At 49.0% G+C, this 15,700-nt stretch carries 10 protein-coding genes and 1 other annotated feature; of the genes, 1 reads left to right on the top strand and 9 read right to left on the bottom strand.

The window, feature by feature from the left end; translation table 11 throughout:
- Positions 1–41: 41 nt before the first annotated feature.
- From HP567_RS09580 to HP567_RS09545, 8 genes are all read right to left on the bottom strand, one after another.
- Entirely contained in the window at positions 42–1,229 is a 1,188-nt protein-coding gene (locus tag HP567_RS09580) for a M20 family metallopeptidase (protein ID WP_173608916.1), read from the bottom strand.
- 50 nt (positions 1,230–1,279) lie between these two features.
- Positions 1,280–2,503: a Zn-dependent hydrolase gene (locus tag HP567_RS09575; RefSeq protein WP_173608917.1), complete on the bottom strand. Its 1,224-nt coding sequence runs from the start codon at positions 2,501–2,503 to the stop codon at positions 1,280–1,282.
- A gap of 150 nt (positions 2,504–2,653) precedes the next feature.
- Positions 2,654–3,091: a hypothetical protein gene (locus HP567_RS09570; protein ID WP_173608918.1), complete on the bottom strand. Its 438-nt coding sequence runs from the start codon at positions 3,089–3,091 to the stop codon at positions 2,654–2,656.
- Position 3,092: 1 nt separating this feature from the next.
- On the bottom strand, positions 3,093–4,046 hold the full coding sequence (locus HP567_RS09565) for an aminoglycoside phosphotransferase family protein (RefSeq protein WP_173608919.1): 954 nt from the start codon (positions 4,044–4,046) through the stop codon (positions 3,093–3,095).
- A 136-nt stretch (positions 4,047–4,182) separates the two neighbouring features.
- Positions 4,183–5,769, bottom strand: coding sequence for a M4 family metallopeptidase (locus HP567_RS09560; protein ID WP_173608920.1), 1,587 nt, complete (start codon positions 5,767–5,769; stop codon positions 4,183–4,185).
- Positions 5,770–5,920: 151 nt separating this feature from the next.
- Positions 5,921–7,249, bottom strand: a complete 1,329-nt coding sequence (locus HP567_RS09555) for an ArsR family transcriptional regulator (RefSeq protein WP_229087974.1) — start codon at positions 7,247–7,249, stop codon at positions 5,921–5,923.
- 43 nt (positions 7,250–7,292) lie between these two features.
- Positions 7,293–7,829 carry an HXXEE domain-containing protein gene (locus HP567_RS09550; RefSeq protein WP_173608921.1) on the bottom strand — a complete coding sequence of 179 codons (537 nt, stop codon included), beginning with the start codon at positions 7,827–7,829 and terminating at the stop codon, positions 7,293–7,295.
- Positions 7,830–7,844: 15 nt separating this feature from the next.
- Complete coding sequence (locus HP567_RS09545) at positions 7,845–8,435, bottom strand: TetR/AcrR family transcriptional regulator (protein ID WP_173608922.1); 591 nt, start codon at positions 8,433–8,435, stop codon at positions 7,845–7,847.
- Positions 8,436–8,568: 133 nt separating this feature from the next.
- Positions 8,569–8,846 (top strand) — a binding site (T-box leader).
- A gap of 233 nt (positions 8,847–9,079) precedes the next feature.
- On the opposite strand from HP567_RS09545, the gene trpS reads away from it, so the two are divergent.
- On the top strand, positions 9,080–10,066 hold the full coding sequence (gene trpS, locus HP567_RS09540) for a tryptophan--tRNA ligase (RefSeq protein WP_088906291.1): 987 nt from the start codon (positions 9,080–9,082) through the stop codon (positions 10,064–10,066).
- Between the two features lie 59 nt (positions 10,067–10,125).
- Here trpS and HP567_RS09535 read toward each other — a convergent pair whose 3' ends face one another.
- Positions 10,126–15,615, bottom strand: a complete 5,490-nt coding sequence (locus tag HP567_RS09535; protein ID WP_173608923.1) for a chitobiase/beta-hexosaminidase C-terminal domain-containing protein — start codon at positions 15,613–15,615, stop codon at positions 10,126–10,128.
- Between the last annotated feature and the right edge of the window lie 85 nt (positions 15,616–15,700).

Here is a 15,700-nt window from a genome sequence, read left to right as displayed (position 1 = left end):
TACTTTTGGATTATGACTGGAGAATGATCGCTACCCTGTTTCTATTCCATCACGATTTTTCTTGCCGCGTTGACGAACATTTTTACGCCGACTTCGAGCGCATCCTCGTCGATTGTAAAACGTGGATGGTGGTGCGGATATGTGATGCCTTTTTCTTTGTTTCCGGCGGCGACGTAGAAGAAGCAGCCTGGCGCTTTTTGCTGGAAGGCCGAGAAATCCTCGCCCCCCATGGTTGGGCGCATATGCTCTACCCATTCTGCTCCCAGTGATTCTTCCACGACCTCTTCCATCAATTTCGTCACTTCGGCATCGTTGATAACCGGACGATAGCCAAATTCGTACTTGAACTTATAACCAGCGCCATGCGCTTCTGTAATGCCTTTGATCACGCGTTCCATGAGTTCCGGAACAGACTCGCGCAGATTTTTGTCAAAGCTGCGGACTGTCCCGCAAATCTCTACCGCACCCGGAATGACGTTGTGTGTCGTTCCCCCCACAAATTGTGTGACAGAGAGAACCAGATTATCGAGCGGATCGGCATTGCGGGATACGATGTGTTGGAGGTTGGTCACCACTTGTGCCGCAATCGCGATGCTGTCGATCGTTTCATGCGGGAGCGCCGCATGTCCGCCTTTTCCAAGTACCGTGATCCAGAACGTATCGGGAGCTGCCATCATTGGACCTGGGCAGATACCCACTGTCCCAAACTCCATCGTCGACCACAGATGCGTACCAATCACCATGTCTACGCCGTCCATGACGCCTGCCTGTACCATTTCCTCCGCTCCGCCCGGGTATACTTCCTCCGCGTGCTGAAAGAAGAAACGAACCTCTCCCTTGATCTGATCCTTCATCCCGGACAGCAGCTTTGCCGTTCCGAGCAGCATGGAAGTATGTCCGTCGTGTCCGCACGCATGCATGACACCAGGATTTTTCGAGACGAATTCAAACGTATTCTCTTCCGTAATCGGCAATGCATCCATGTCAGCGCGCATGGCAAGCACTTTTCCAGGCTGGGAACCGATCAATCTGGCCATCACACTGTTTTTCGTCGGTCTGGACACTTCCAGATTGCCAAAAGAAAGCAATGTCTCGTATACAAACTGTGCTGTTTTTTCTTCATGGAAGGATAATTCAGGGTACTCGTGCAAATAGCGTCTCCACGCAATTACCTGATCCTTGATTTCTTCGACCGCCTTATTAAGTGTTACCACTGCTATTGCTGTCATGCCGCTCTCCTCCTGATTTTCGTGGCTCCCCCACTTACTATCTCATATGCCTATTTTGCTAAGGATAAAACGGTGCGGTACAGTACTTGTGCTCCGTTCGCACAATCCTCTTTTGTCGTGAACTCTGCCGGGTTGTGGCTAATGCCATCCTTGGACCTGGCGAAAATCATGCCAACCGGGCACAGCTCAACTAGCTGCATGCAATCATGCCCTGCTCCACTCGGGAGTCTAAATGCTTCCAAGCCTTCTGCTTTACATGCTTCGGCTACAGCATGCTGGATATCGTCCGAGCATACAGCAGGAGCTATGCGTTGCAGCAGTTCCACTCTCAACGTAACATTGCGCTCAGCACAGATCACTTTTGCCCGTTCGTAAATACGCTGTTCCACTTCATCGCGGATCGCTTCGTCCACGTCGCGCAAATCAAGCGAAAACTCGACTCGTCCAGGAATGACATTCACCCCGCCTGGGAATGCTTGCAGGCGTCCAACCGTCCCTACACTGGTTCCTGTCCGTCCGGCTTCTTCCTCGATGACCAGCATCACTTGAGCGGCTGCTGCCATCGGATCACGGCGCAAATTCATCGGCGTTGCCCCGGCATGACCGGCTTCTCCCTCCAGCACGAAATTCAACCAGAGCGGGCCCGCCACTCCTGTCACGATCCCGACAGATAGGCCGCGGCTTTCCAGTACTTTACCTTGCTCGATATGTAGTTCCACATACGCTTTTACACTTCCAGGCGTTCTCGCGGCGAGACTGGTGCGGTCTGGATCAAGCCCTGTTTGTCGCATTGCTTCGGCAATCGTGACCCCATTCTTGTCTGCTTGTTCCAGCTCGTCACGCTTGATCAGACCCGCGATACCGCGACTGCCGATCATCCCGTAACCAAAACGGGTTCCTTCTTCATCTGTGAACGCGATGACTTCGATCGGATGCTCTGTTTCGATTCCCTGTTCTTGCATCGTCTGTAAAACTTCTACGCCAGCCAGCACGCCAAGTGGGCCGTCATAATCGCCGCCATTTGGTACGGAGTCGATATGCGAGCCAACTAAAACGACAGGAGCGGCCGGATTTTTCCCTTCTTTTCGCCCAATCAAGTTCCCAACCTCATCTTCGCGAACGGTGAGACCTGCTTCTTTCATAAAGCCTGTGACGAGATCTTTTGCCGCCCTTTCCTCAGGCGTAAAAGACAACCGCGTGATGCCGCCCGCCTCTTGCTTCCCGACGTTGCCAAGCTGTCCCAATCGATCCCACAATCGATCCGAATTGATCATGACGCGCCACTCCCCCTTCTATGTAAAGCCAATAACGGTTGATTAACGGTTATGTCCTTAATTGTATAATAGTCTGTCTATTTTGAAAAGGAGGCAGCCATGGCCCCCTGAAATAAAGTCCTAGACTGTCTCAATAGCTGTTCGATTTCCTTACGGAGATCCTTCTACGTAATAATTGATTTCCTCCAATGCTTCCGCCGCAGTTTCCCTAATAGAATCGTTCGGAGAATATAAGTACGGCTCAATTACTTTTATAAATTTTCGGTTTTTTGAAAAACCCAGGATGGTTAATGCATAAATAAGGATAGCGTCTTCCAGTGTTGGCAGAACATCTGCTAATGGCTCCCATTCTACATTTCTTGCGACTCCTTGAAAGGTTACTGCATTCATGAGTAGATAAAACAAACTTTCCTTTACTTCAAAGTTTTCCTCTGCAATCGCAAGTTCCAGGACATACTTTGTAAATGTGATAACGTCATTTCGATTAGGGTTTCCATACTCGAGCAAATCACCAATATCACCCAATCTGAGATGTAGATCTTCCCTTCTATTTAGGAATAACCTTTCCAAGTAAGTAACGTCTATCATGTTAAGCCTCCCTGCTATCAATCTTCCTCAATTCCCCTTTCAAATGTCCGATCGTCTCCACTCGATCTTGTTCTTCCTGCTCATCAAACAGAAGCTGCTCTAGCAGTTCACCTATATCTTCCAGCCTACGCCGGATTTGATAGAATTCCAACGCTTGTCGATTGATCACATAATTTGGATGTGTCTTCCGATAGGTAGTCATAAACTCCTCAAAAAAAGGCTCATCTACCAAAAACATCAGATCGGCTTCTACTGGAGCCAGCTTCAATCCTTCCCAGTCTATGAGAATGAGCTGGTGATCAGATTGCATCAGGTTCCAGTTGTGAATATCCGTATGGCAAAGCTTCATTTTTACCTCACTGCCTCGCAATTCCTCTGCAATCATCTCCAACTTATTCATGCGGTCAGCCAGTACGTTTACAAAAGGTCTGACGATTTCATCCACATCATCAGGCAGACGATAGATATCTTCGTTCAGCATTTCTCTAAACTGCTCGGCAAATGGGATGCGGAAGTCTTCCTTGATGGCAGCCGTACTGACCGGGATTTCTTCTGTGTACAAATGCAACTCTGCTATGATTTCTGCCAACTGGCGAACTTGCATCGAGTTTAACACTTGGCTCCCAATGGTTTTCCCCTCAATATATAAAAACAGTTGATAGATGCCCATGTCGTCTTCATGTTTAAATGCTGCGTTTCTAGTCAGCAGCGGAACTGGAATTTTGCCTTGCAGTCTGGTCTGACGTGATAGCCATTGGATAATGGGAACATACTTATCGATCAGCGCTGTCCACTTGGGCGTAGATGCTCTGCTTTTTTCATAGACCTTCAAGAAATAGGAGTGCTGGTGGCTAATGACTTTATAAGCAAGCGCCGACCATCCACCTTGTTGAGGGGTCACATCAACAGCGTCTATATCATAATGGTGTCTCACTATGTTTTTTAAATGATCCATGAGATACTCCTTTCTACTCCATATACACACAAGGTAAATTACCACCAACATACAAAAAATTGTCTTGCCCCACAATAGGAGCAAGACAATTTTTAATAGTATGACAAATATTTCGTGTCGCAAAATACTTTAGTGATTATTGCACGCCAACTGCATCATACGCATCTCTTACAGATTCTACTTGTTGGGAATTAGCACCGAAAAGAACTGTTGCCGATTGAATAGCTGCTTGTCGCATAGCGGAGAAATTAGAGTTTGGATTGAGGTAGTTTGTTAGAGCGTAGTAGTAGATTTTTGCTGTGTCATTGCGACCAATGCCTGTAACCGTTACACCGTGGTGTGAGCCACCCTCTGCGAGGAGGTATGCCGCTTTGTTGTTGATACCGCTGTTCGTGTGTACGCCTCCGTTGTCATTTGGACCTGTATATCGATCGCTGTAGTGGTCAGGATCACCAGCAATGGTTGGATCTTCGAGAGAGCGCAGAGCATCTCCTGGAGTTCCTGGCGTGTATACATCTTCACCCATGAGCCAATCGTCGTTGTCAATCATTGCCCCGAAGATATCAGAGATGGATTCATTTAACGCACCGGACTCATTTTGATAGATCAGATCGGCTGTTTTTTCTGTAACAGCATGTGTTAATTCATGTGCGACGACATCCAAGCCAGCAGACAGTGGACGGAATACGCTTCCATCTCCATCACCGTATACCATTTGTACGCCGTTCCAGAATGCGTTGTTATAGTTGCTACCGTAATGGACAGTGGAGATCAATTTCGCACCGTTGTTGTCATAGCTGTTGCGGTTATGTGCGTTTTTATAGTAATCGTAGGTTGCCTGTGCATAGGCATGCGCGTCAACAAGTGCTCCATCTGTCCACTTGTTATCGGTATCAGAGCCAAGAGTGCCTGGGAGAGTGTATCTGTTCCGTGCAGTGTACGTCTCAATTCCCTTGCCGCGAGTCGTATCTTTCGTTGTATAGTTGGTATTGCTTACTTTCGTTACTTCGAACGATTTGGAATCACCTAGTACCCCTGTACCCGTCCCTGTAATCTCATGGAGCATATTGTATTTGTTAATCACGTCACCAGTGTTTGCATCGATGAAATACTTCCAACGGCCTGGCTGTGGATCGAGGAAATTCAGCTCCACTTCGTAAGCCAAATACGATTCATCTTCGTGGATGTAGATGTAGAGGTTCCCTTCTGGCTTCACTTCGAACTTCTTCACTTCTTTGTCAATCTCATCCTCCAAATCCTTGATAGCCTCTTTAACCGCTTTATCTGCCTTGAGTTTTGGTTTTTTCGTCAGCTTATCATTGTCTGACAAGTCAGGCGCGTAGTTCCCGAGGAATGCCGTTACATTTCCATCCTCGTTTACGTGAATCGTCTGCTGATAACCATAGACCGGGATGCCCTCGTACATTTCTTGTACGCGATAGTGAGTCATGTCTGTCTCTTTGTCTGTCACTTCATCTAGCACTTTAAAGTGATCTTTCACATCTCCATCAATGCGGAAGGAATCTTGGTACTGTTCCAGGAATCCCCAAACTTTTTCTTCGCCATCCAGCTCTTCTGCTTCGAACTCTTCTCCGATAAATTCGGGGGTATCCCACTCAGCGCTATAGACGATGCTTTCGGATGCGGCCTGCGTAGCCAACGGCAGGAATGTAGTGGTACCTAATGCGAAGCTGAGTGTTACTGCAAAAACCGATTTCTTCATACTTGTTAACTCCTCCTTGGTAATTATTGTTTTTTATGTAATTTCATAGTTGTTTACATCTCTTATTATTTGTCATAAATGTGAATTTGAGAACAATTTTTTAACGACAAAAAAATCATTTCCCGAAAGAAATGATTAATTGGTAAATTTATTACAATTGCGATTGCCATACGATTCGATACACCTTTCGCGGTCTGCCCCGCGGGTGCGGGTTTTCTTCTCTGATTACCTGCGCTAGTCCCTTTGACTCCAGTTCAATCAGGATTCGTCTGGCGCTTCGTGGCAGAATTTGCAGATATGAGGCTAATTCTGTCGCATGAATTTCCTGAGAGCCTCGCTTTTTGAGTATGGAGTAAAGCTTGGCGAGCGTCATGACACTTAGAGAGGTAAGCTGACTGAGCTCTTGCAGCTTTTCTGAGTCGTACCGATAGGTGATCTGTTCATCACGACCAAGCGGCCCTGCGATGCTTTTGTCATCAAAGAAGACCATCCAGTTGCCTGCCCCGCGCTCTTTGGCGTGCAGCAAAGCCGCGCCACCGTGGATCTCTGCTTCATAAGCGGTCTTGCCGATCCCGATTCCGCACGTCACCAGATCAGCGCGAATGCCAAACAGCTCTTCCAAATCCGGCATGGTCGCATAGTCACGGGTCACTTCTTGCAGGTTGCCCCGCGTTGTAAAAATGACGTAGCGTCCGGGACCTGCTGTCTTTAGTGAGCCTTGCAAATGCTTTGCGTAGCGCAACAGCTTTTCCATCGTCTTGATCTCGGCATTTTGCCATTCATCTGTGGAAAAGTTGCCACCGGCAAGCTCGCGAAATGGATCGATCTCCATCATCTGCACAGCGATTTGGGTATCTTTGAAGTGAAGCATTTCGTGTGTCCGCAAAAGCATGTGAATGACCGAAATCACGCCTGCACGTGTCGGCACGACCCGATGTACTGGGACACCTCTGCGTGCCAGCTCTACATCTGCTGTCCGCAAGCAGGTGACAGCCACCTTTGTCTTGCCTGCCCTCCAAAGCTGTTCGTGGTAATCCGCCAGTTCATCGGCTGAGATCGCTCCCTCGTAATGCTTGAGCCATTTGTAGCCGCCAGCGATGCCCGCTTCATCCATAAAATGCTCCAGTTCTTCTGGTGAAAATGTATCAAAGCTCACTTCCTCCACCCGGATTCCCAATTGATGGGACAGATGAAGCAAGGTTCTGTACAAGCTCGCACCGAGATGAGGCACATACGCCATCGGGACTTGAACCTTGCCTGACTCGCTCACCATGGCATAAGGGACTTGTCCGGAGAAAAGCCACATATCCACCTCATCCACATGCGGCATGATCAGATCGAGGATTTCTTCTTCTTTCCAATAGACAATCGGCAAGTATTCAATTTCGGGAAACTCTCGCATGACTGATTCGATGATGGCAAGTGAATCATCCGCGCCTATTACGCCTAGTCGCAGCTTCAACAAAATTCCCTCTTTCACACCAATCTTCTCCTACTAGGATAACATACTCCCTTTCTTTTTCTCATCGGGGGATCATTTTACCTGCTGCCTCCCCAAGCCGGTGTGCCACGTACAAAACAGGTATGATCAGCAAGCTGAACGGCAATGTGCTCCATAGCAACGGCCACGTCACAAGCCCCGCCTCAAGCAATCGATCATACGTATATAAACTATACGGCAAAACGAATGCCACAGCCGTCACCACACCAGGTGTGTACGTGCGAAGGACAACGGTATGACCAACATGCATGAACACATGGAGAAACATCACGTGCAGACAAACAAGGAAAAACGGAAGGTACGTTCCAGCCGAAAGCGTCGTGACAGTCAGGATGACCGCTGCCGATAAAACCGCGAAAATAAAGGAGACTGCGACAGCAAATTGCGCCGTATTCATTGAAAGAGACGGCTCCAGCATCTTCATAAGCCGTTCTGGCACAGTCCGTCTAATCATGTCTTTCTTGGCTCGCACCCAACCTTCTACCATCACGATCTCCTCGAAATCATGAAACATGAAAACGACTAAAAATAGCCAAATCAGATGGGACAGCTCCAGCATACAAGCACCCACTCCCTATTCGTTTGCCTGCAAAATTCCATATGCCAAAAAAGATACCGCGTCATCTGCAAGCTGCTCCGCTGTTTTCTCCCCTGTCAGCAAATACCGCGCCGTCATCCGGTCTATAACTGCGATCATTGCTTCAGCCGCTATCTCCACAGACAACTCGACACGAACATGCCCAGCAGTCTGATTTTGTCGCAAGTTGACAGCAACAATCGAAGCCAGCTTACGATGCAGCTCTTCGCCCTCTTCTGCCTGATACAGCACAATCCGGGTCAAGTCGGGCTGATCCTGAAAAAATCGGAACAAGGCGAGCAAGTTTTCCCGTACCTGATGGAAGACATCTGCCTTCGTCAAAGCCGTTACCTTTTGACCGCTATTCGCCAATTCCCACAGCTTGGTGACGAATGTGTCCGTCAACTGCTGATACAAGCCTTCCTTGCTGTCGAAATACTGGTAAAAAGACGCCTGAGTCAGACCTGCTGCTTTCACAATGTCGCTCACTCGTGTACGATGAAAGCCTTTTGCCGCGAACTCAGAAGCTGCGGCCGCAAGCAACCGACTGCGACTCAGCTCTCCTTTTGACAATTTGTCATTGGTCATTTTCTCACCCACCAAAAGTAACTCGTCAGTTATATAACTCTTGAGTTATTTTTACAACTTTTGGATTTTCTTGTCAAGACCCACTTGCTTTTTCCTTCCGCTCTATGTAAAATGTTTGCTCAAAGGGTATCATTTGATGGCAATGAGGAAGAAGAGTAGTCATTTTGCGAGACTTCAGAGAGCTGATGGTTGGTGCGAATCAGTGTTAAGGAAATGATGAATGGGCTTCCGAGCTCCAAACCGAACCCGCCCTTATGGCGGCAGTAGGCCTTGGCGTTACGTCCGTACGTTACAATGGACACCGTATCAAGCTGTCTTACACAGAAACGGTACGGATTAAAGAGATTTTGCGTATGGATGATTCCTTGCGCGAAATAACAAGGGTGGCACCACGGTTCATTCGTCCCTGTCCAGGGCGGATGGACCTTTTTGTATTTAAGCGGACATTCAAAAAATCGACTTTTGATCACGAAGTAGTTCTGAAAGCTTATGCGGCATCGAAAATGGCGTTCACCTTCGAAGTCCGGTGCTCATGTAGGTCCCCTACATTCCGCTCCTCCTTCTTCAGCTTCTCGCCATTTTCTCGGTGCTGAAAAGTCGACTTTTTGAATTCATATTTCACGATTGAAAGGAGCAACTTTCCCATGAAAACCATCTTTTCCGGCATTCAGCCGAGCGGCATTTTGACACTCGGCAACTACTTGGGCGCAATGAAGCACTTCGTTCCGCTTCAAGATCAGTTCAACTGCTTTTACTGCATCGTCGACCAGCATGCGATCACCGTTCCACAGGAGCCTGCTGTTCTGCGCGAAAACATTCGTCGTCTCGCGGCTCTCTATTTGTCCGTTGGCCTCGATCCGAACAAAATGACGCTATTCGTCCAATCGGAAGTACCGGCCCATGCCAAGCTCGGCTGGATCATGCTGTGTACCTCTTACTTGGGTGAATTGGAGCGCATGACCCAATTCAAGGACAAATCCGATGGACGCGGCGAATCTATTCCAGGCGGTCTGCTAGCTTATCCTCCATTGATGGCTGCTGATATTTTGCTGTACGGCACTGATTTTGTCCCAGTGGGCGAGGATCAGAAGCAGCATCTGGAGCTGACACGTGATTTAGCTGCTCGTTTTAACAACCGTTATGGTGACATTTTCACCATTCCGGAAGTTCGCCTGCCAGAGACTGGCGCACGCATCATGTCCCTTGCTGAAGGCACCAAGAAAATGAGCAAATCCGATCCAAACCAAGGCGCCTTCATTTCCATGCTGGATGATGCAGACACCATCACGAAAAAAATCAAGCGCGCACAGACGGATTCCGACAGCGTTGTACGTTATGACAAAGCAGAAAAGCCTGCTGTCTCTAACCTCATGACCATCTACTCCCTCTGCTCCGGAAAAACGCTGGACGAGATTGAAGCGATGTACGAGGGCAAAGGCTATGGCGCATTCAAAACCGAGCTGGCAGAAGTTGTCGTAGAAACACTCCGTCCGATTCAAGAACGCTTTGAGCAGCTGTTCCACTCCTCAGAGCTGGATGATATCCTGACTGCCGGGGCAGAAAAAGCGAATAAGGTCGCGAATGAGATGCTGTACAAAGTTGAAAAAGCGATGGGGATGGCACGTATCTAATCCATTTGCACAACAAAAAAACGGGCTGGGAAGCTTTCTCCCGACCCGTTTTCTTTTCGTCAATTGCTCTTAACCGTGACAGTTACCTTCGCTGTCTTGCCAGCGTAGCTGATCGTGATGGTCACTCTTGTCCTTGGTTTGGCATCATCCAAGACAAGAATACGTCCAGACTCATCCACCTCTACCTGTTCGGGCTTGCTTGATGTGAACTCGATACCCGCTGCTTCGGTAACGTCCTCTTCTGCATCATTACCGAGGATCGCCTTCACCTTGAGTTGTGCTTCCTCTCCTTGGGCTAGCTTGAGAGATTTCGGCTCGATCTCGATCCTTTTCAGGGCACTCTCTCCGACGACATAAGTGGCCGCCGTTGTTACTGTAAAGCTACCCAAATCGTCTTCCTTCGTCACCTGGATCGCTTTACCCTTGAGTCCAGTAGCTGCTCTCCACATATTGCTACGGTACGAATACGCCTGGAGCTTTTCGCTTGCGTCCTCGGCGACTGGCAGACCAAGTGTAAAGCCTGTTTTGCCGAGATTTGTCACTTTTTTACCGTTGCCCCACACTTGCAATTGATACGCTTCGCCAGGGTTCGGCACACCTTTCCACCCGTTCCCGTTTGCTTGTGTCAGAGCGAGGGCAAATTCTCTTGCACGCTGAGCGGCAAAATATGTGCCAGGCACCTCAACCCATGCTTCGCTGTCCAAGGTTACGCGAATGCCTACCTCTTTTTCCTTTAATTGTTCAACGAGCTGTTGTTCCAGGGTCACCGTTGGATCAGCGGATTCTCCCTTGCGAGAACGCGTGTCGCTCGCATCGTCATCGCCTTCTTTCACCTGAACGAACAGCACAGGAGCAAAGCCGATCTTTTCTTTCACGGACTCGATTGCCTTCATGAATTCCCCGAGTACGTCCAGAAGCTCATCTACTTGTTCGTCATCTGCCTTGATTTCATCCCCATCTTCTATGACGACAGTGCCAAGCTTTTTCAAGAGCTCTCCTGCCAATGTTCGGACATGCTTGGCTACCTCTTTGGAAATATCCTTTTCATCGAGCGGCTCCAGCGCTGTTTTCGCCAAACTCGTCAAAGAGGCAAGTGCCAGGCGGGCAATCTCTTCATCCTCGATGCCATCTTCAGTGAGCGGGTCAAATGCTTTGTCCAAAAAGCTCTTCGTCACATCTTGGAGTGTCTCTTCACTGATAATTCCTCGCTCAGCCTGCTCGGTTACTGCCTCGAGTACAGTCGTGATCGTATCCGTGACTGTCTCCCATTTCTCCGTCGGCGTCCATTGCTTGGCATCCAGAAGTTTTTCCAAATGGCTGAGTACTTGATCCACCTGACCCAAAATGGCGTTCTCCCCGTTACTTGAGGAGATCACTTGAGCTGCTTGCTTGTTCAACTCACGCTGCGAGTCTGGTGTCGGTGTTCTGTCCGGCGGCGTAACTGGCGGTGGTGAATCCGGCTTGGCTGGAACCTGTACGGTCAATACTTTCGTTTCTGCTGTAGATTGATCAGATGCTCGCGTGACCTCCAAAACTAGGTCTACATTCGTCTGGCGATATGGCGGCGTGATTTTGCCATCCAGCGCAATGACTGCTGGATCACTAGACGACTTGATCGTGATAGTAAAGCCTGTAGGTACTTCTGGCAGCTTCAAACGGGTCTCACCCGCTGCGGGCTGTGTGAGTTGCGTAATGCTTTCCGCGACTTCTTGTGCTGTTTTTTCCGGCGTACCACGATCCTTCAAGTCCAGTTGGACAAGGACGGGATTATGATCACTCACACGTCCCTCGCTCTCGGTCAAGCCAGCGTTGATGTGAACGATGTCAACCTTTGTGTCATCCTCCAAGTGGTTGCTGACCAAAATTTGATCCAAGACTTGGGAGTTCCCTTGGTACACGTACGTATACTGCTCACCCTTCGGCAGTTTCTCGACCATATTGGTCAAAACGCCATCTGCCAATTCCTGCACCGGATTCGAAAACGGGAAATCGTTGAGATCGCCCAGCACCACAACATTTGCTTTCGCTTCCGCTGCATGGATTTCTTTTACAAAGTTATTTAGCACACGGGCAATTTTCATTCGCTGTACTTCACTCACCAGCTGTGGCGGCTGATCTTTTCCAAACAGCGCTTGATCTCCGCCCTTGGAGTTGAAATGGTTGGCGATGACAATGACTGGCTCGCCCTGGAAAATGAATTCCGCTGCCAGTGGCTTACGGCTCGAAGCAAACGCCGCGTTGGTCGGATCTACCCGTCCTGGATTGTGTGACAAATGCGCTATACCATCTCGTGTCTCGATTTGCACCGCATCAGTCGCACCACCTGGCGTTCCTGCTGCCAGCTGTACCCGTTCTTGGTTGTAGAAGAAGCCGACACGGATGTTTCCTCCTGGCTGTCCACCATCCTGATTGTTCTGTGGCGCAATATCGATGTATCGGTAAGTCGGTCCGTTTTTGTTTGCTATTGCTTTGATCAATGCGTCCGCAGACTGCGTAGCATCTGTTTGCCCATTGTCCGTCGGGCCATTATCGTCCTGCATTTCCACCACTCCGATGATATCCGGCGCTTTCATATTGTCTACAATCGTCTCGGCGATGCGATTGATTTTGGCAGAATCGGTTTTTGCCGAGAAATTCTCGATGTTGTACGAAGCGATTGTCAGCTTGTCTTCTTTTGGGGAAATACTTGTCACTGGCTGCTCATAATGGCTTGGCTGTACCGTAAACGCTCGTGTATGGAACAGCTTGTAGTTCGCAAAGCTGTAATCAATAATACCTACCAGCGGGCCGTCAAATTTGTCGCCGACTTTTACTTCTCCGGTAATCGATTCGAGTTTGTCCGATACCGTGATGCGCTCAGGGTGAAAATCATTGGCTTCCAGCACCACTCCGCCGGCTGGCGTACGTGGCTGATTCGGATGGGCTCGATCATCGATGACGACAAATTCCGTTGCGCGTGGATTGGTAAACGTCTTGGTTTCGCCAACCACGATTGGATTTTCGATTTGTACCAGCATGCCTTCGAGGCTTTCCCAGAAGTCGATGCCGTCCTGGTCTGGATCGAATTTGCCGAGACTGTCGTTGTCGATAATTCCTTTCGGATATTCGTAGTTGTCTTTGCCCAAGATGAGTGGGTCTGGGAGTCCCTTTGCTGGATTTACAACGGCGTACGAGGTTGCATCAATTTGCGTTTGAGTGAGGTCTGTACCCGCCCTGTTCGATGGTACATATTCCTTGACGGTACCACTAACGGTTACTTCATCGCCAGGGGCGACCGCTGCTTTTGGCTCGTAAACGTAAATGCCTTCAGAGGTAAATGGGTCTGCGTCCGGTTGCGGGTCTTGCATATAAAAGCCTTGTACATTGCTGCCGCTTTTGACGATGGCCGTGACGATTCCTGGAATATTGGTCACCGTTCCATCCGTCATCGGTGAGCGGTGCGAGGTTCCTTGAATGTCATGGATACGAATGTTATCTTTTTGAATCACATAGCGGAAGGTCGCTATATTGCTGTCTGTGTAACCATCCTTGACGGCTATGGCTGAAAGCGTCGTATCCGTATCAATCTGGATCGGTCCCGTATACTTGATGCTTCCTCTGCCGGGCGTTGAACCATCTACCGTATAGAAGATCGTAGCGTCAGCCATCGTCGTTGTGAGCGTGACATTTGTTCCTTTTGTCACCATAGGACCAGCTGGGCTCGCTGTAACCATCGGGACTTTATTCTCGTCCTCGACGAGATCGGCAACAGTGCGCGACACCAGCTTGTATACATTGCGGTCATAGTTCACCACGCCTGTAATAGCTGCATAGCTCTTGTTCACTGGTAGCAGAAGAGAGGCATCCGGTCGAGACACAAACGTGCCGTGCTGATCCTCCAGCGTATAGTTGCCGCTTGATACTGATTTGACAGTAACCACCTTCACGGTTACCAGTTTGCCTTCCAATGCCTCTCCTGTAGCAGTTGCAAAATCAGTGGAAGTCACAACTTGCGGGTTAGGCACACCTGCTTGCTTTTGCACGATTTCCACGTTATTGGTGAGCGCTTCGAGTTGAGCAAGTCCATAATAATCATTCATTTTTCCGGTAGCTCGGATCTTGTCTCCTACCTCAATTTTGCCAGTCAGCCCTGGCGCACGAAGTACGAGTCCTGCCGTCTCATCTTGGAAGTACACGTTGTTTTGTCCGCCCGCTTCAAACATCGCGGTCACCGTTCCGACGACAATCACGTTCGTCCCAACCGGGGTTTTTCTTGCTTCAGCAATCGTCGTCGAACCTACGGCTGACTTGGTGACGCTAACTTCCGGGCTCTCAAACGACTTGCCATATTCCCCAACTGTTTGCTGCGTTACGAGGATATGATCCAACTGGTCGATGTTTGGAATCGTAAAGGAAAATGACCCATTTGCCTGTGCCGTTCCAGTTTCTTTGTTACTAAGCATTAGCGGTTGTTTTTGTGGATCGTATGCACGCAGTATCGCATTCCCTGCTGCCGCACCTGCTTCTCCACGCAGCTCGCCCACACCGTTCAATGCTTGCAGGCTGACTTTATCCTGGATCATAGCTGGGCTTGCTACCGCTGGCCTCAGCTCAATGCTCGCGCTTTCCTTCTTGCTGCCTTCCGTTGCCGTGAGATAGACTCCCTGTGCATTTGGATCGGGATTGGTAAAAGTCAGGTCGATCAGTCCCGAAGCATCCGAATCTTGCTGTGCCAAAGGAGTGTCGTTACCTGTTCCGGTAGGCTGACTCGCATAAACCTTAATAGTCCGCCCTTGACCGGCATAGCCGCGAATTGTTGCTTGGATAGGATCCGTATGATCAAAAATGAGTTCTGTGGCATTCGGCTTTTCGGTCACATCTGTTGGTAGCGGCGGTTCTACCGGGCTTTGCGTGTTTTTCGGGGTAGGTGCCCCTATGATAAAATCGTTGCCGTTGTTATTGGTATCCCAGCCATTTCCTCCGTTCGGCACAATGCCGCTGGCGTCGCTAATGCGTTGGGCACTGGTCGTATTCGAGGGAGCTGGTGCTGGTGAGTTGCCCTCAGATGAATTGGCATCACCAAATCCAACCATATCAGCAACACCTGCTTGTGAGGATACATCTGTTCCAGTTAAAGGTGTTGTATGGCTGACGAGAGCGACTTTCCCTTTCGTACCTGACAAATCAGTCTTTCCAGTATCATCAGGAAAAGAGAGTTCTGTCCCTCCACCTTGTCCTGCCGCTTGCTGAATCAAATAAAATCCATAGGGGGCAATGCTTCCAGTCAAATTAGTTGCCTGCCATTTCTCACCCGTAGCAGAAGCATACTGAACTGACCACCCTACTAGCGAAACAGCCGTGTCTGTCGGGTTATACAATTCAATGAAGTCATTCTTGTAATGGGCACCTGAATTCCCCCCACCCCCATACGCCTCACTGATCACCACATGATCAGCCCGCTCGGCTTTTGCCTGTGGTATCCACCCGGTCGGTAAAACAGTTCCCATCATGACCGCGGCTATTAACGCCAACTTCGGCCATCTGGAAGTAATCCCTCTTTTTTTCAACATTCTCGCATCATTCCTCCTCACATCATTCGGAAGTAATTACTATAAGATGGTAAACGTATAACCTGAATCTTATGTAAATTTGATG

The sequence above is a fragment of the Brevibacillus sp. M2.1A genome (genome assembly GCF_013284355.2).
Classification (GTDB): domain Bacteria; phylum Bacillota; class Bacilli; order Brevibacillales; family Brevibacillaceae; genus Brevibacillus.
Note: the sequence above shows the minus strand (reverse complement) of the source record. Positions and strands in the feature narration are given on the sequence as shown.